The organism is Pseudoalteromonas sp. APC 3694 (assembly GCF_030407565.1).
GTDB classification, from domain to species: Bacteria; Pseudomonadota; Gammaproteobacteria; order Enterobacterales; family Alteromonadaceae; genus Pseudoalteromonas; species Pseudoalteromonas tetraodonis.
On record NZ_JASDDE010000004.1, the window covers coordinates 75755 to 93177 of the forward strand.

The following is a 17423-nucleotide window of genomic DNA, read 5'->3' on the forward strand; positions in this document are numbered from 1 at the left end:
AAGTAGGTAAGCGTTAAAAAAGCATTAGCACATATCATAAATAGAAATAAGCGAGCTATTATGCTCGGTTAATGCAATAACACCCTTTTGTATCGGCAATTAACAATGATGAGTTAAAACCAGCTTGTAGATTACTTATCATGACCTCTACAAACCCGCTACCTTGAGAGCATGCCAGCCCTTCAGATAAAGGCCCTGCATAAACAAACTCACCATTTTTATCAATTAAAACCGCGGCTGGTGTAGCCGGAACCACTGACTTTAGTTGGCTATTGATTTTAAATGTTTGTACCTCAACGCCCTGATTTTTCGCAAACCGCTGTAAAGATGATAGGTGTGGTTTAGCTTGTATAGTACATCCACATTTATCTTCTGTAATAATAAGTAGTTGAGCACTATCTTTGTTTTGCCAAACCACCTGTTCTTTAAATTGCGAAAACCAATTGTGTCGTTCCAGCATTTTATTTTCATCAAAAGGCTTTAATTGGCCAAGTTGAAAATACACTAAACCCGACACAACAACGACAAGCCACACACCAATTAAAGCAACAATAAAATAGCGCTTATTAGTTAAATTTTGCAATGCTTTGCTCTAACACATCAATACTCACATCAATCATTTGTACCTTGGCGGTAAGTTGATCAACAATTTTTCCCTCTTCATGTTGGCGTTGACGCATTTGATCTGTGCTTATTGCAATTTGCTCGGTATTGCCTGCCTGCTCAGCAACTACTTGTGCAACCGAATTAGAGCTTGTGGATACAGCCTGTATCTGCTCGCTCATTGACGAGATATTCTCTTTCATAGTGGCACTAATTTTCGTAAGATCTACAACAAAATCAACACATTGATTCATAGATTGTGTTGAAGTGCGGCTGTTATTCACTAAATCTGTTAACGTAGATGCTATTTTTGCTGTTGTTTTCTGGCTGTTATTCGCTAAAGAACGAACCTCATCTGCAACGACAGCAAAACCACGACCATGCTCGCCCGCTCTGGCTGCTTCAATTGCAGCATTGAGTGCTAGCAAGTTAGTTTGATCCGCTATACCTGATATTTCATTCAACAAACCTGTAATTACATCACCAGCTGCCACCAAATGACTTAGCTGCTCTTCTGTATTGGTTAGTAATGTGAGCAACTCCTTGCTCTTACTGTCTGTTTGTAATACTTCTTGCAAAGCTACATGAGCAGAATCGGTGATATTGCTAACTTGCTGCTTTAAAATATCACTCTCTTGCTCAACCAGTTTAAAACCGTGGGCTACTTGTGAACCTGAATTGGCAATATCATCGGTTTGTATATTTCGGTGCTTAGCACTGTCTGCCAGCTCATCATGCACATTTATAAGTTCTTGAGAATTATTTTTTAATGAATCGGATTGAGTTTGAACCTGTTTTATAACATCCGACAAGTATTCTAGTAGCGTGTTAAAGCCTACTACTGCACTGCTATTGGTATCATCAGCTCGCATTGAGAGCTTTACTTGCTCTGGATCTTGCATTATTTGCTCAGTGGCATGGCTTAACGACAAACCTGCACGACGTTCGCGTTGTAATGTTACTGCAATAAAACCAGCAACAAGGGCTTCTACAATGGCATAAGCTGCGTGAATAAGCACAGTTGAAAAAGCGAGTCGGTCGGGGTCAAATACATAAAACCCCGTGTTTTGCGTTTGTAAATAGTAAAAAGATAAATGATGAACAGCAACAAATACAATCGCCGTAATAAATACTCGCCACTCAACAAACATTATTAACATGGCTAAGAAAATAAATATTTCAAAATGCACTTCAATAAGCCCATAAGCTTGTTGAATATGCAAAAATGAAAACATCATAATAGCGGCAGCTACCACGTGCGGTGTAATTTTATTCTCAGGTTGGGTTTTTAATAACCATATAGGGAGCAAGCATAGGGGCAAGCCGACCAAAAACGCCTCTGTTAATGTATCAAAATAAAGGCCTATACCAATAGACTCGACAAACAATAAACAGAATATGATTGTAAACAATCGGCTCACACTAGACATAAAAACCTTAATTAATTTTGTAATAAATTAAACACGCTTATTGCTAATATAACCTTTAACAACTCGCAATTTTTTACTTTAAATCAAGCCCAGCATTACTAATTCAGGTTGATTTAAAAATGTTTTTAATGCGCTACTTAACAATTGATAGTATTTGTTTAAAAGTAGACGTCCCTGCTTTTTTTGTCCATTGAAATATTATTGTCTCTGCACATGATATTACTGCACCGGCTTGACGAAGCTGCTCAACCGCAATGGCTTTGTGCTCTGCATTTCTTGAGGCTATTGCATCTGTAGCAACAGTTACTGCATAACCTTGTTGTAGTAAATCTAAACAGGTTTGTAATACACAAACATGCGCTTCTGTACCCATAACAACCACATGAGGGCGCTGTAATTGCGAAAGAGTATCTAAAAACCCCTCTTCGGCGCAGGCACTAAAATTTATTTTTTCGATATATTGCGCGTTTGGTAAAGCTTGCTTAATTTCCTCATCACTTTCACCTAGTCCTTTTTTATAATGCTCTGTAATTATTGAAGGAATTTGATGAATAGCACTTGCATTTGCAAGCTTTAAAGCACACTCTAAGGTCGTATTAAATGAGGATATAGCCGGTGCTAGTTTGCTTTGTAAGTCGATTACTAAAAGTACGCTGTGCTCTGAGTTGATATTTTCTCTAAAATTCATTTGTAGTCCTTTCATTTTAGTTAAATTGACTTTTAACACCCACAAGCGGGCAACAATTAATTCACACTTATAGTGCTTTTTGTAATTTTTAAATTAAACTCATGTTATATTACAGCAATTCTAAATACCAAAGGTAAGTGCTTTTGAGTAAGTTTTTCTTCGTTGTTTACATATTTTTATTAGTTTGCATGCAGCAGAGCTTTGCCTCACAAACTTACTCTGAACAATTACAACGCGCATCCAAAAACGAACAATTGGCGCAAAGCTTTGTTGTAAAATCTGTCCAAGATGATATTGGCTATGTGTGGATTGCAACTACACAGGGGCTATTTCGGTTCGACGGCTATCAAGTTACGCCTTACGAAAACCAAACAGATTTAAAAAACAACTACATTATTAATATGTACAAAACCAATAACGGTAGCATACTTGTAAGCACACAACTTGCAGGTAGCTATTTAATTGATCCAAGTAGCTTAAAGGCTAAACAAATATACTCAGGTCATTTAAACCAAGACCAAGAAAAATACTCTCCCGTTATTGCAGTGGTTGAGAAGCTTACACACTTTTATTTTTCTATTGATTCGCACGTATACCGGTTTGATAAAAAATCAAAACAATTAACACTCGTCGCATCTTTGCCTGATGAAAATATGTTTATCCGTGCATTGTCACTTTATCAAAACACCTTATATATAGGTTCCGATCAGGGCCTGTATAACTACAGTTTTATCAATAACGAACTCCAACAAACAACACTTAGCGACACACAAAAAGTTACTAACGATAGTAACAACGTAAAATTTTTATCAGTAGACCAAGAATTTGGGTTGATGGTTGGTACGGTTGAGGGAATGTATCGGATTGCTTTTGATGAAAATAAAAATATAAACCCTACTGCAGTATCAACACTTATTAGTGACTATAATATTTGGGATTATGTAAACACACCCTATGGTGAGTTTATTGCTACAGAAAGTGGTTTATTTGAGTTTGATAGAGCAACCTTAAAGCTCACTGCTATTTTAAACTTCAAAGATAGTAACTACAACGTAACAGAGAACACGATAAACGATATTATGTTTGATGAGTCGGGCTTACTTTGGTTAGGCTCTAGAACACATGGAATATTTACTTGGGCAGCACAAACAAAAAAAGTTTAAAAAAATAACCTTACCTGAAAATAATATTGTAAACACTATTTACCAAGATAATAGTAAATTACTGTGGATAGGCACTGACGATGGGCTTGTTCAGTATAACTTAGAAACCCAAAAGAGTGACTTATATCTACAATCTAAAGATAGCAAAGCGGTCTATGGCCTATCGGCTATAGGTGATATTTTCCCTGCATATGGCAAAGGCGATAACTACCTATGGCTGGCAACTTTTTCCGGGCTCGATCTCTTTAATAAAGAAACAACAACATTTGAAAAAAACAAATACATTACTCAGTACAAGTTAAATACAGACTATACGTTCGGCATTGCACAAGTTGCACCCGATACTTTTGCTTATATAAACAATGATAACTTTTATATATTTAATGGTAACACAGGCGAAAACCGAGTTATTAATGGACTAAAAGAGCAGGTATCGCCCATGCTTGCATATACGTTTCATACCCCCTCTGAGGCTTTCCCTGGCGAATTACTGTTAAGTACCTCTGACACATTTTATCGATACAACGAAGAAACAGCGACTTTAATTACTATTTTTAAATCTAAAACAGCAAAAAACAATCTTTACCATACAGTAGAGAATTATTATTACGATGCTAAGCGAGAGCTGCTGTGGTTAGCCACCACCCAAGAAGGCTTAATTGCAGTAAACGCTAAAACATATCAGCAAGTGCATGTATTTGATAAACACAACTCATTAAATACTAACTCTATTTTTAAACTTATTGCAGATAATAAAGACTTTTTATGGATAAGTACTGATAACGGTCTTTATCAACTTAATTTAGATACGCTTAACATCACCACGTACACAATAAAAGATGGCTTAAGTAACAATCACTTTACAGCACTAGCAGCATTAAGGTTACACAACAACGAGTTAGCGTTTGGTAACCGTAGCGGCGTGCTAATGTTTGACCCAGAGCAATTTGATAATGAACAGCGAAAAATCAATAATAACTTAGCAATTACTAATATTAGTTTGTTTTCACAAGCCCTTAATTACTCCCCTTCAAAATACAGCACTGATCCATTAATGCTTAAGCACGACGATATGGGCTTAACGGTTCGGTTTTCAAATTTTGATTATAAAAATATTAATATAACCTACTACAAAGTTGAGCTTACAGGCCCTTCGTCTTTGAGCTACAACGACTTAAAATCTAACCAGGTGTTTTTTACTAAATTACAACCTGGTGATTATATTTTGTCTGTGTCTACTCAACAGCGAAATGGAGTGATCACAAGTGACCCCATACAGTTAAAATTTAGTGTAGCTTACGCCCCTTGGCAGTCTCCTATTGCATATACTTTATATTTTATTGCTATTGTTGTTATTTTGTTTTTATTTTTCTGGCAATACCGAAGCCGTAAAATTGCAATTGAACAAGCTCACCGCGCCGCTGTGCACTCTAAAACACAAACTGAGCTGGCACTAAAAAGTAATAAAAGCGGTGTATGGAACTATAGCTTTGCAGATAACTCAGTAAATACAGATAGAGGCGCAGAGCTTGGCTACGAGAACTTACCTGAACGCATCGATATAAGTAGTTTTTTTAATATTATGCATCCTGATGAGCGTCGCAGGCTACAAAGTAAATGGAATACTTTTACAAACCAAACTAAGCAAAAACATTGGCAAGCTACTTATCGTTTACGGCACAAAGATGGGCACTGGTTATGGTTTCATGATTTGGGGCAAACTATTTATAATGAAGACACTAAAGAGCCTCTTTATGTGTCGGGTATTTTTACTAATATTACCGAGCAGCTGGCAAACGAACAACAAGCCAAAATATTAGGCGAAGCATTTAGTCAAATAAATGACTTTTTACTTATTTTAGATGAAGACCTCGTGCCATTTTCAGCCAATAACAGCTTTATGGATGTGTTTTCTGATGAAGGCAGAGAGGGGGGTGTTACCTCAAAATTATTTATTAATGCCATTGGACAAGCTAAGTGTAGAGAGTTTGCAACAATTTTAAAAGCACTTAAACCAAAAGAAAACTGGCGAACAAATGCTTATGTAAAGACCACAAAAGCTGAAAAACACCCTATTCATTTAAGTGCCACAGCCGTTGCTAATGAAAAAGATAAAGTCAGTTATTATGTTATTGTTATTACCGATTTAACAGAGCAGAAACGCGCTGAAAATGAGTTACGCTACCTTGCTAATTACGATGCGTTAACGGGCTTACCTAATCGTAGTTTAATGAATCAAAAAATCGAAAATGCCATTACAAGCGCCGCTAAAGACGATTCGCAATGCGCTGTTATATTTATAGATTTAGATAAATTTAAACCCGTCAATGACTCTTTTGGCCATGCAGTGGGTGACAAACTATTGTGCAATATTACCGAGCGAGTGAGCCAATACTTAGGTGATGACGCTACATTTGGCCGCCAAAGTGGTGATGAATTTTTAGTGTTAGTTGAAAACGTTACCTCAATGGCTTCTTTACAACACACCCTCAACGAAATGAGCAAAGAGCTGGCTAACAAGGTTATTATTGAAGACTTCGCTATTAATATATCAGCCAGTATTGGTATTGCATTGTACCCATACGATGCAACATCGACCGATGCCCTCATACGTAACGCAGATATTGCCATGATGCATGCTAAACAAGCAGGCAGAAATGAATTTCAGTTTTTTAATGAAAAAATGAATGAGCAAATTAAACAAAAGCTTATTCTTGAAAACGACTTAAAAGATGCTGCTAGGGACAATCTGTTTTTTAATCACTACCAACCTATTGTTAATACACTAGATAAAACAATAAGTGGGGTTGAATTACTCATGCGCTGGGAAAACCAAGGCAAACCGGTTTCTCCCGCTTTATTTATACCTATTGCTGAAGAGACTGGCTTAATTGATATGCTAACTGAGCAAGCATTACAGCGTGCAATTACTGAGCTTGCTCCACTTTTGAACATTAACCCGTTGTTTTACATATCGTTAAATTTGTCTCCAAAACATATTTTAAAGGCCAACATAACGCAGCAGCTCAGCTCCATACTAGAAAAAGCACAGATAAAACCACAACAACTTCGTTTAGAAATTACAGAAAACACGCTATTAGAAGATAAATACAAAGCAGCTAAGCAACTAAAAAGCTTACAGGCTGCTGGGTTCAAACTGTTTCTTGATGATTTTGGCACTGGCTATTCATCGTTAACTTATTTGAGTCAATTTCCAATTAATGTGATAAAAATAGATCAAAGCTTTGTTAATAGTATTGGTATTGATAAAGGGGATGAATCTATTATTAAAACGATTTACTCACTCGCTGAAAACTTAGAGTTATATTGTATTGCAGAAGGGGTAGAGACGCGGGAGCAGCTAGAGTTTTTAAAAAATATAGGTTGTCATAAGCTACAGGGATACTACTTCGCTCGTCCTATGAGTGCTAACGATTTAATGAGCCCGGAGTGCTTCGAAAAAATTATTGATTTGATATGAAACTAAAAGCGACTTAGTTAAGTCGCTTTTAGGTTTAACGCATTAGTGTATGTGCTTGCATTCGTAGCTTTCTATTTGTAATACGCTGTTGCGCACATTAAATTTATCTGCAAGCAGTTTAATTACCTTTAAGCGGCACTCTTCATCATGCTTTTCTATAGTGCAATGTTGCTTTAACACCACATGAGCCCCCACTATCACCTTTTTATTTTTACGAACAACAGTCACATTGTGCACATTTTCAACATGTTCCATGGTGGCTATTTCTGTTTCAATATCGGCCACTTTAGGTAACTTAGCTTTATTTGAACGCAGCCCTTTGATACAGCTAACAATGACCTTAATACCGGTAAACAAGACAAAAGACGCAATTAACATGCTCGATAAAATATCAATTACATTCCAGCCTGTTAAGTATATAAGTACACCAGCAGCAAAAGTAGAAACCGTTGATATTAAATCAAAAAACGAGTGTAAAAACACGGCATACACATTAATGCTCGCCTTACGGCCTTTATAAAGCACCCATGCCGCTGCGCCATGAAATAAAAAACCAATAGCAGCAATTACCGACATTAAGTAACTATTAATAACCAGCTCATGTCCCCCTTTATGATGCATAAAGCGCTCAGTGCCCTCATATAAAATAAGTGAACTAATGGCTAGGTATAAAACGCCGTTGATCAACCCCCCTATTAGCTCTGCTTTTTGATGGCCATCGTTATAGGTTTTAGCTAAATGAATAGCAAAGCTAGACGCAATGAGAGCAATGAACAAAGAGCTATTATGAACAAACAAATGCCCTGCATCAGCAAGTACTGCAAGTGAGTTTGCGTAATACGCACCCACTAATTGAATCACCATAAATGAGCAGGTAATTGCAAGTGCAATTAACAAACGGCGACGAGAAGCGTGATGTGTGGTTATTTCTGTCATGAAATATAATAGACCTTCACTAAAAATAAAGTAAGCTTATGAAATAAAGCAAATTGGGAAATACGTAATGATATACAGTCACAATTGTAATACGTAGGCCAAATAAACGCACTAAAAACTTAGTAAAATACAAAAAACTGTACTAAAAGTAACTAAGCGGATACAAAAATAATAATTAATTCATAAATATGGGTAGTTTTCATATTTTAATGCGGAGAAACCAGTGAGCCATGACTCAAACAATACAATTTGGCAGATTTTTAATCTAATTAATTTAGCGGTGATTGTTTATGACAATAAAACACATAATTACATCTTAAACCAACATGCCAAAACGTTACTTAACATAAATAGTGACGACGCGCTTAGCAGCGATGTTTTTAACAATATTACGCTTCGCGACTTTAATGATGATACGGTGATAACCATTGAGCAATTATTTTCATCAAATATCACAGCTGTTTTATTAGAGTGTGAATTTTCGCCGCAGCTTCTAAATGTTAACCACTCAATAGTTAATGACTCTGTGTCTATGATCACTTTAGAGCAAGATCGTACACTTACAGAACAATATAACTTTGATCAAATTATCTCTAAAATTTCTACCAAACTCATTGATATACAAAATGACAATATAGACCAGCAAATTAACTTTGCCCTTAAAGCCATTGGCACTGTTTTGAAAGCAGACCGCAGTTATTTATTTGAATTCAACACCGACAACGAAACTATCACCAATACTCACGAATGGGTCAATACGGGCATTATCGCTTGCAAAGACAGACTACAAAATGTACCCAAAGTTGAGCTACCCTACTTTTTTGAAATAATGAATGAGAGCCATCTATTTCAAGTCAATGATATTGAACAACTACCAACAAAAGCCGACGCTGAAAAAGCTGAATTTAAAGAGCAAAATATTCAATCTGTTTTGTGCATAGGCCTACGTTTTGATGAAGAGCTAGTAGGCTTTATTGGTTGTGATTGTGTTAAAACAAAACGTCATTGGAGCAAAATAGATTTAATTAGAATAAAGCTCGTAGGCGAAATCATTAATAATGCACTTAAAAATATTAACTATAAAAAAAAGCTACAGTTAACCCAACAGCAATTAATTAACGCCAATATAAAGCTCAATAAATTAGCGAATACCGATGCGCTAACTAATATTGCTAATCGTCGTTTTTTTGATACTTCCCTAAAGAGCGAAATTAAACGCTCTGCAAGACAACACCAACCAATTAGTTTAATTATGTGTGATATCGACTTTTTTAAGCGCTATAACGACAATTATGGCCACCACAAAGGCGATGAAACGTTAAAACACGTTGCTCGTGCTTTAAAAAGTTTATGTAAGCGTGAGGGTGACATAGCAGCTCGCTATGGCGGTGAAGAATTCGCAATCATTTTACCTGCTACGAATATAGAGCAATGCCATAAATTTGCTTTGTTAATTGAGCAAAAAATAAAAGCACTTAATATTACGCATGAGTTCTCTCCTATTGCCCCTTACATAACACTTAGCTTTGGTTGCTTTTGTAGTTATCCAAATGCAGATACACACACAGAAAGCTTAATAAAAAGCGCTGACATCGCTTTATATAAAGCAAAGAAAGCTGGCAGAAATCAAATATGTATTTTTGAATAATCTATCTATAAAACCTACCTGCTGTTTTTATAGTACAAATTAAAAACTAATGATAATCTGTAGCTTGTTGAAATTATAAGCATCGTGCAGTTTTTGAACTGAACGTAATTAACAAGGAAAAACCCTATGGATCCCATCGCAGAAATTATAAATATTGTTTTTACTGTTGAAGCGTTTTTACTGATTTTTGTTTTAGTGCTGCTAAAGAGTAGCGTTAAATTTGTACCACAAAACCGTGCATGGCTGATTGAGCGTTTTGGTAAATACCAATCAACCAAAGAAGCGGGCTTAAATTTTATTGTTCCCTTTATTGATCGCATTGCTGCCGACCGTAGCTTAAAAGAGCAAGCCCAAGATGTCCCCTCACAGTCAGCTATTACCAAAGACAATATTTCGTTATCTGTTGATGGTGTACTGTACTTTCGTGTGCTTGACCCATACAAAGCCACTTATGGGGTTGACGATTACGTATTTGCAGTAACGCAGCTAGCACAAACCACCATGCGTTCTGAACTGGGTAAAATGGAGCTTGATAAAACCTTTGAAGAACGTGATGTCCTCAATACTAATATCGTAACCTCTATCAACCAAGCAGCTGAGCCCTGGGGTATCCAGGTTTTACGTTACGAAATAAAAGACATTGTACCACCACAATCCGTGATGGAAGCGATGGAAGCGCAAATGAAAGCCGAACGTGTTAAACGTGCGCAAATTTTAGAATCAGAGGGTGATCGTCAAGCAAACATCAATGTTGCCGAGGGTAAAAAACAGGCTCAAGTTTTAGGTGCTGAAGGTGAAAAAGCTGAACAAATCTTGCGCGCAGAGGGTGAAGCTAAAGCTATTATTGCTGTTGCAGAAGCGCAAGCTGATGCGCTGCGTAAAGTAGGTGAAGCTGCAGATACTGAGCAAGGCCAAAAAGCGATTCAACTCGATTTAGCAACCAAAGCCATTGCCGCTAAAGAAGCTATTGCGAAAGAGTCGTCTGTTGTTTTATTACCCGATAGCGCCACTGATGCAAGCTCATTAGTTGCACAAGGCATGTCAATTATTAACTCACTAAATCAAAAGCAAAAACTTTAATCTGTTGAGGATAAATAATGACGCTTATTACTAACAACTTACCTGAAGCACTGATGATTTTAGGTGTGCTTGCGCTCATTATCGAAGTGGCTGTGTTAGGTATGTCTACCTTTATATTATTATTTTTAGGTATGGCTTTGTTTACTAGCGGTTTAATGATGAACTTTAACTTGTTAGATGACTCTTTAACTACCGCATTGTGGAGTAACACACTTATTACAGCTGGGTTTGCGCTATTTTTATGGAAACCATTAAAGCGTATGCAAAACAATGTGGACAAAAAAGGTGTACAAAGCGACTTTGCTGAGCTTGATTTTGTTTTAGCTGACGATGTTGATGAAAACGGTCTCACAATGCATCTTTACTCTGGAATTAGTTGGAAGTTAAAAAGTAAACAGCCACTTTCTGCAGGTACACATGTTAAGGTCGTAAAAAAAGAAGTAGGCACTATGTGGGTTGAAGCCATTTAGCCAACTAGAATCACATTAGATTTTAAGGGCTGTAATATCACTATTACTGCCCTTAAAATTTTTTATTTGTTAGCTTAAGTCATCAGCACTTAGGATAACCACGCCATATAAGTCATTAATGGTTGCTAAAGCACTTTTATGTAGATCAGATGCCAACACATCACTTACTGAAGTTTGTAATGGTCTTGAAGCGCACGCGTAAGCGACTACCGTTTCGTGGTTACCTCTTAAAAATGCACCTTGCGCTGTAAATGTCACACACATGTGGGTCATAAACCCAACAATGATCAATTTTTTATTACCGATTACTCCTGCAGGCCAGAATTTATCAATCTCGCACGTTTTATCAAAGGCGGCCATCTATTTGATTTAGATTGGCTGTGGCAAGAAACAGTTCGTGAAATCCCCTTGAATACCGACTAATTCTCGCAATCTCTTTACGATTTTTATATTGTTGCAACGGGAATAGATTCAGGTAAAGCTCACTATTTGCAAGCAACGGGCAATGAAATGATTGAGCAATTAAAAGCCTCTTGCGCCATCCCAATCGCTTATCGGGATTACCCAACAATAAACGGGATCGCCATGACCGATGGTGGCGTTGCCGATTCTATTCCGGTAAAAAAAGCCTATGAAATGGGTGCATCAGAAATAACAGTTATCCTTTCACAACCTTTAGGCTATCGTAAAAAAGACAACAAAGTACCGTGGTTAACTAAACAACTCTATAAACAGAACCCAGCGCTTGCAGAGGCCGCCATACAGCGTTCTAAAAATTATAATGACAGTATTGATTTTTTGCACCATGCTCCGTCAGATTGCAAAATAAATATTATTGCACCACCAACAGGGTTTAAAGTCGGCCGCACCACCAAAAATCGAGCTATACTCAATTCAGGCTATCAAATGGGCATAAGTGAAGCTATAAGTTACTTGGATAACCCTAGATTTGGAAGCAATGGTTATGAGCGATAAAACCATTACAAACAGATTGCTCGAAGTCAAAATTGCATTTACTCATACATCCAAAGCTATTGAAATTATAAAGTATGTTTATGGTGAACGTTACTCAACGTGCTTGAGCATACACAGGTAATACAAGAAGGGTTATTAATAAACAGCGTGGACTAAGAGGAACTACATAGTGATACAACCCTAAATTTACATCTAATTCAAGCTATTAATTTTTAAACCCGCGAGTTAATGTAATAAGGAGTTATGTGATAATGGCTTATTGTCAAAAAATAGATTATGTTTAGGCGTAGTGTTTGCTCGTGTTCTTGTGTACATACTAAATAAAATAAGGTTTTTTGTGAATTTTCTTCGATGCTTTCATAATATAGTCTCTGATCAACAGCTTAGCTTTGATCAAAAAATTACAGACTTACTTGCTTTTGGGCTCGATGTTTTTCAGCTCGATTTGGCTATTATCAGCCGCGTAAAAAATAATTCTTACACTGTTATACATGCTATTACCCCTGACAATTCTCTTGCTATTGGTACTGAGTTTGAGTTAAACGGCACCTATTGTACACATACTTTGTTAGCCAACTCTGCACTGGCATTTCATAATGCGTCGCAAAGTAGTATTGCAAATCATCCTTGCTATATTAATTTCCAATTGGAGGCGTATATTGGAGCGCCTATACGAATAGGTACAGATGTATTTGGAACTGTTAACTTTTCATCAGCTCAAGAATGCGCCCCTTTTAGCGATGAAGCTTATGATTATATTGAATTATTGGCTCAGTGGTTGGGCTCAGAATTTGCGCGCAATCAGGATAAAGTTAATCTCACTAAAAATAGTGACACCTTATTGAAACTTGAAAGCGTTGCAAATATAGGCACATGGGAAGTCGACCTAATAGACAATAGCATTTTTTGGAGCCAGCAAACTCGACGTATTCATCAAGCCGAAGAAGGCTATACTCCAAACATGGAAACAGCCATTGAATTTTATAAAGCGGGTAAAAGTCGAGATAGCATTAATAAAGCGGTAGAAAATGCGGTATCTAAGGGTGAAAAATGGCATTTAGAGCTGGAAATAGTTACCGCAAAGCAGCAAAACATTTGGGTGTCGACTTTTGGTGAGGCCGAGTTTAACAACGGCAAATGTGTGCGATTATTTGGTACTTTTCAAGATATAACTGAAGCCGTTAAGTTACGCGAAGAGTTAAAACAAAAAAAAGCACTTGCAGAACAACTTCTCCAAGACCGAAGTATGCTGTTTGCCAAAATTAGTCATGAGCTTAGAACCCCGCTTAATGGTATTACGGGAATGTTAGCGACTCTCATTGATGAACACGATTATGACAAGCGAGCAGAAAAAATAAAAGTAGCCCTTCGAAGTGCTGACATTTTATTAAGTATTATTAATGAAGTACTCGATTTTTCAAAAATAAATCATGGTGAGTTAAAACTGGAGCCTCACCACTCTCTACTTAAAACGGTATTTACCGATTTGGTTTCTTTATATTCGGTATTGTTTAGTAATAAAAACATTGAACTACTAGCCACAAACAACATTCCTAATGATGTTTGGGTATACTGCGACACCTCTCGATTAAGCCAAATTGTATCTAATTTACTGAGTAACGCGCTAAAATTTACAGAGCATGGATCTGTTTCTCTTGAATCGCAGTTAACATTAGATACAAAGTCCCCTTTACTTACCATTAAAATAACCGACACAGGTCGCGGCATGAGTAAAGCGTATTTAAACTCATTATTTAAGCCTTTTACCCAAGAGGTTGATGCTAACAACAATAAAGATGGCACTGGGTTAGGCTTAGCCATTGTTAAAGAGCTCGTTGGTTTTATGAATGGCAAAATTGAGGTAACCAGTGAGATTAACGTGGGCACATGTTTTACCTTAACTATCCCGATTGAACTTGGTAAACAACAAAAACAAACACCTAGCCTTAAATTTATTAATAATCACAGTAATAAGTTATCTGTTCTGGTAGTTGATGATAACGAAATAAATCGCCTGGTATTAGAAGCGGCACTGGATAAGTTTAATATAAAATCAGACTTTGCTATAGACGGCCAAGATGCCTTGTTAAAATGCAAGCAAAAGCATTTTGACCTTATTTTTATGGACTGCATCATGCCTATCATGGATGGTTTCGAGGCCACTAGGCAACTAAAAGCACAAGGTATTTGTGACCCGCAACAAACCTATATTGTGGCGTTAACTGCTAACGCTTCCTCACAAGATAAACTAAACTGCCAGCAAGCGGGCATGGACATGTTTATAGCCAAACCGTTTAAGCTTCCAGCGATAGAAGAAGCAATTACAAATACACTAAAAAGACTGGGCGTAGCCACACCATAACAACAAATGTCGCTCAGATTAACTTGCACAAAAAACAAAGGATCATTATGACAAATAAAATCATTGGTATTGTACTTATTGTTATTGGCGTAGCGCTTGGTATGTGGGGTTATGATGTTTACGATTCTGCATCTTCACAAGTTACCCGCGCATTAAATGGCGAAACCCCTATAGAAGCATGGCTAGGCTTTATTGGCGGGGCAGTGTGTATTTTAGTGGGTATTACCCGACTTAAATAGCGCTCAAAAAAGCCGCCTTTGGAGAGGGCGGCTTGGGTGAACAAACAGCTATGGGTGAGAGCTGTTATATCAAGAGACTTTAAGCTAAAACACTATTAAGCAGCGCTTTGCTCTGCATCGGGCGTTTGACGAATTAAATAGTCAAACGCACCCAGGCTTGCTGTTGCGCCCGCCCCCATCGCAATAATAATTTGCTTAAATGGCGTAGTGGTTGCATCACCTGCAGCATAAACGCCTTGTAACGATGTTGCACCTTTGGCATCAATGAGTATTTCACCAAATTGGCTCAGTTCAAGGTCGCTGTCTTTCAACCATTCGGTATTAGGTATTAAACCAATTTGTACAAATATACCGGCTAAGTTCAACTGCCTACTCTCGCCGCTAAGGCGGTCGGTATAACTTAACCCCGTTACTTTTTTGCCATCACCAAGTACTTCCGTGGTTTGGGCATTTTTAATAATAGTGATGTTTTTTAAGCTATTAGCTTTACGAATGAGTACCTCATCGGCGCGTAACGTATCTGCAAATTCAAGTACAGTAACGTGTTCAACTATATTGGCTAAATCAATTGCCGCCTCAATACCTGAATTACCACCTCCAATAACTGCAACCGATTTACCTTTAAATAAAGGCCCATCACAGTGCGGGCAGTATGCAACGCCATGGCCTTTATACTGTTGCTCACCGGGTACATTCATTTCGCGCCAGCGTGCACCGGTTGCTAGTACGAGTGATTTTGCCTTTAACACAGCGCCATTTTCTAGCGTAATATCATACCCATTACTGCCTTTTTGCAGGTTTGCCGCGCGTTGGTTGTGCATAACATCAACATCGTATTCTTTAACGTGTTCTTCCAACTGAGCCACCATTTTTGGCCCTTGCGTTGCTTTAATTGAAATAAAATTTTCAATCGCCAATGTATCAGCAACTTGACCGCCAAATCGCTCTGCTACAACCCCAGTATTGAGCCCTTTACGTGCTGAATAAATAGCTGCCGAAGCACCAGCTGGCCCACCACCGACGACAAGTACATCAAACACCGACTTTTCATTGAGTGATGCTGCCTGGCGCTGTGCACCTTTGCTATCCACTTTATTTAAAATATCAGTGAGGCTCATAGCCCCTTGGCTAAAGGGTTCACCATTTAAATATACAGCGGGTACCGCCAGTATGTTTCTTTGCTCTACTTCATCTTGAAATAATGCCCCATCAATCATGGTGGCTTTAATATTGCTATTTGTTGCTGCCATAGTATTGAGTGCCTGCACAACTTGCGGACAGGTTTGGCAACTCAAGCTAATGTACACTTCAAAATTGAGTGTTTGCTCAAGTGTTTGTATTTGTTCAATGTCATCTTTACTTGCTTTACTAGGGTGACCACCCGTATGTAATAGCGCTAACACTAAACTAGTAAATTCGTGTCCCATAGGAACACCTGCAAAGGTAATATGGGTGTTTTTTTCTGGTGAATGCACCACCATAGAAGGCCTACGGGCGTTAGTATCGGGATTATTTATCACACTAAACTTATCGCTTAGTGATGCTAAATCATTCGCTAAACTTTCTACTTCTGTTGATTTTTTGCTGTCGTCCAAGGCGATAAGCAGCTCAACAGGCTGAGTCAGCGATTCAAAATGGCTTTTTAATTGGTTCTTTATGTTGTTGTCTAACATGGCTTAGCCCCTTAAGGAAAATTAAAACAGCAAGGTTCTCATGCCATCAGTGCATGTGCGAAATTTTAGAAACGTGTGATGGCGTGGGAGAGTGCCCAGTGAACCTATACAGGCTCACTGGGTTTAGAGTCATGTTCTACTCTAAATTTAGTTAGTGGTAAGGTTTAAATCTTACCAACTAGGTCTAGTGAAGGTGCTAATGTGTCTTCACCTGGCTGCCAAGATGCAGGACAAACTTCGCCATCATGTGTTGCAATGTATTGCGCTGCTTGTACTTTACGAACTAACTCTTTAGCACTGCGACCAATGCCTAAGTCATGTGTTTCAACAACTTTGATTTCGCCCTCTGGGTTCATTACAAATGTACCGCGAAGTGCTAAACCGTCATCTTCAATCATGACACCAAAGTTGCGTGTAATGCGCCCTGTTGGGTCACCAATCATTGGGTAAGTAATTTTACCGATGGTGTCTGACGTGTCATGCCATGCTTTGTGCGTAAAGTGTGTATCAGTTGATACTGAATAAACTTCAACGCCCATTTCTTGTAACTGTGCGTAATGATCTGCAAGGTCACCTAATTCAGTTGGGCAAAATGTTATTACTGATTAACTGTTATATTTTATCTGTTGAAAAAGTGCATTTGTAAACTATAATTCAATGTAATTTTGATTAACT

At 37.8% G+C, this 17423-nt stretch carries 11 protein-coding genes and 3 pseudogenes; 7 read left to right on the top strand and 7 right to left on the bottom strand.

Features of this window, described 5'->3' with window-relative positions; all coding sequences use genetic code 11:
• Positions 1 to 58: 58 nt before the first annotated feature.
• The 3 genes from QMA00_RS02800 to QMA00_RS02810 form a co-directional block, all read right to left on the bottom strand.
• Entirely contained in the window at positions 59 to 583 is a 525-nt protein-coding gene (locus tag QMA00_RS02800; RefSeq protein ID WP_076922012.1) for a DUF6436 domain-containing protein, read from the bottom strand.
• Complete coding sequence (locus tag QMA00_RS02805; RefSeq protein ID WP_290155908.1) at positions 567 to 2033, bottom strand: methyl-accepting chemotaxis protein; 1467 nt, start codon at positions 2031 to 2033, stop codon at positions 567 to 569. Before QMA00_RS02805 ends, QMA00_RS02800 begins: the two co-directional genes overlap by 17 nt.
• Before the next feature lie 133 nt (positions 2034 to 2166).
• Positions 2167 to 2721: an isochorismatase family protein gene (locus QMA00_RS02810; RefSeq protein WP_076922010.1), complete on the bottom strand. Its 555-nt coding sequence runs from the start codon at positions 2719 to 2721 to the stop codon at positions 2167 to 2169.
• 188 nt (positions 2722 to 2909) lie between these two features.
• Here QMA00_RS02810 and QMA00_RS02815 point away from each other — a divergent pair.
• Positions 2910 to 7365 (top strand): annotated as a pseudogene (locus QMA00_RS02815) (EAL domain-containing protein).
• A 42-nt stretch (positions 7366 to 7407) separates the two neighbouring features.
• Here the strand turns inward: QMA00_RS02815 and QMA00_RS02820 are convergent.
• Positions 7408 to 8301, bottom strand: coding sequence for a cation diffusion facilitator family transporter (locus QMA00_RS02820; RefSeq protein ID WP_036983838.1), 894 nt, complete (start codon positions 8299 to 8301; stop codon positions 7408 to 7410).
• 223 nt (positions 8302 to 8524) lie between these two features.
• Here QMA00_RS02820 and QMA00_RS02825 point away from each other — a divergent pair, with 223 nt between their 5' ends.
• The 3 genes from QMA00_RS02825 (at position 8525) to QMA00_RS02835 (ending at position 11499) form a co-directional block, all read left to right on the top strand.
• Entirely contained in the window at positions 8525 to 9949 is a 1425-nt protein-coding gene (locus tag QMA00_RS02825; protein WP_076922009.1) for a diguanylate cyclase, read from the top strand.
• A 126-nt stretch (positions 9950 to 10075) separates the two neighbouring features.
• Positions 10076 to 11029, top strand: coding sequence for a slipin family protein (locus tag QMA00_RS02830; RefSeq protein WP_036983835.1), 954 nt, complete (start codon positions 10076 to 10078; stop codon positions 11027 to 11029).
• A 17-nt stretch (positions 11030 to 11046) separates the two neighbouring features.
• Complete coding sequence (locus QMA00_RS02835) at positions 11047 to 11499, top strand: activity regulator of membrane protease YbbK (protein WP_076922008.1); 453 nt, start codon at positions 11047 to 11049, stop codon at positions 11497 to 11499.
• A 69-nt stretch (positions 11500 to 11568) separates the two neighbouring features.
• On the opposite strand, the gene QMA00_RS02840 is transcribed toward QMA00_RS02835, so the two are convergent.
• Positions 11569 to 11859: an isochorismatase family protein gene (locus QMA00_RS02840; RefSeq protein WP_076922022.1), complete on the bottom strand. Its 291-nt coding sequence runs from the start codon at positions 11857 to 11859 to the stop codon at positions 11569 to 11571.
• Between QMA00_RS02840 and QMA00_RS02845 the strand changes: the two are divergent.
• From QMA00_RS02845 to QMA00_RS02855, 3 genes and pseudogenes are all read left to right on the top strand, one after another.
• A pseudogene (locus QMA00_RS02845) lies at positions 11797 to 12474 on the top strand (patatin family protein); the annotation flags it as partial. The gene QMA00_RS02840 and the pseudogene QMA00_RS02845 sit on opposite strands and share 63 nt — an antisense overlap.
• 337 nt (positions 12475 to 12811) lie before the next feature.
• Positions 12812 to 14836, top strand: a complete 2025-nt coding sequence (locus tag QMA00_RS02850; protein WP_076922007.1) for an ATP-binding protein — start codon at positions 12812 to 12814, stop codon at positions 14834 to 14836.
• Positions 14837 to 14883: 47 nt separating this feature from the next.
• Positions 14884 to 15075: a DUF3185 family protein gene (locus tag QMA00_RS02855; protein WP_036983831.1), complete on the top strand. Its 192-nt coding sequence runs from the start codon at positions 14884 to 14886 to the stop codon at positions 15073 to 15075.
• A 95-nt stretch (positions 15076 to 15170) separates the two neighbouring features.
• On the opposite strand, the gene ahpF is transcribed toward QMA00_RS02855, so the two are convergent.
• Both ahpF and QMA00_RS02865 read right to left on the bottom strand, forming a co-directional pair.
• Positions 15171 to 16748 carry an alkyl hydroperoxide reductase subunit F gene (gene ahpF, locus QMA00_RS02860; protein ID WP_076922006.1) on the bottom strand — a complete coding sequence of 526 codons (1578 nt, stop codon included), beginning with the start codon at positions 16746 to 16748 and terminating at the stop codon, positions 15171 to 15173.
• A 164-nt stretch (positions 16749 to 16912) separates the two neighbouring features.
• Positions 16913 to 17344 (bottom strand): annotated as a pseudogene (locus QMA00_RS02865) (redoxin domain-containing protein); the annotation flags it as partial.
• Positions 17345 to 17423 lie beyond the last annotated feature (79 nt).

What these genes read in the sequence shown, in the direction of transcription:
- QMA00_RS02840 (WP_076922022.1), bottom strand. Translation starts at nt 11,859, where the DNA reads ATGGCCGCCTTTGATAAAACGTGCGAGATTGATAAATTCTGGCCTGCA.
- ahpF (WP_076922006.1), bottom strand. Translation starts at nt 16,748, where the DNA reads ATGTTAGACAACAACATAAAGAACCAATTAAAAAGCCATTTTGAATCG.
- QMA00_RS02835 (WP_076922008.1), top strand. Translation starts at nt 11,047, where the DNA reads ATGACGCTTATTACTAACAACTTACCTGAAGCACTGATGATTTTAGGT.
- QMA00_RS02820 (WP_036983838.1), bottom strand. Translation starts at nt 8,301, where the DNA reads ATGACAGAAATAACCACACATCACGCTTCTCGTCGCCGTTTGTTAATT.
- QMA00_RS02830 (WP_036983835.1), top strand. Translation starts at nt 10,076, where the DNA reads ATGGATCCCATCGCAGAAATTATAAATATTGTTTTTACTGTTGAAGCG.
- QMA00_RS02805 (WP_290155908.1), bottom strand. Translation starts at nt 2,033, where the DNA reads ATGTCTAGTGTGAGCCGATTGTTTACAATCATATTCTGTTTATTGTTT.
- QMA00_RS02855 (WP_036983831.1), top strand. Translation starts at nt 14,884, where the DNA reads ATGACAAATAAAATCATTGGTATTGTACTTATTGTTATTGGCGTAGCG.
- QMA00_RS02810 (WP_076922010.1), bottom strand. Translation starts at nt 2,721, where the DNA reads ATGAATTTTAGAGAAAATATCAACTCAGAGCACAGCGTACTTTTAGTA.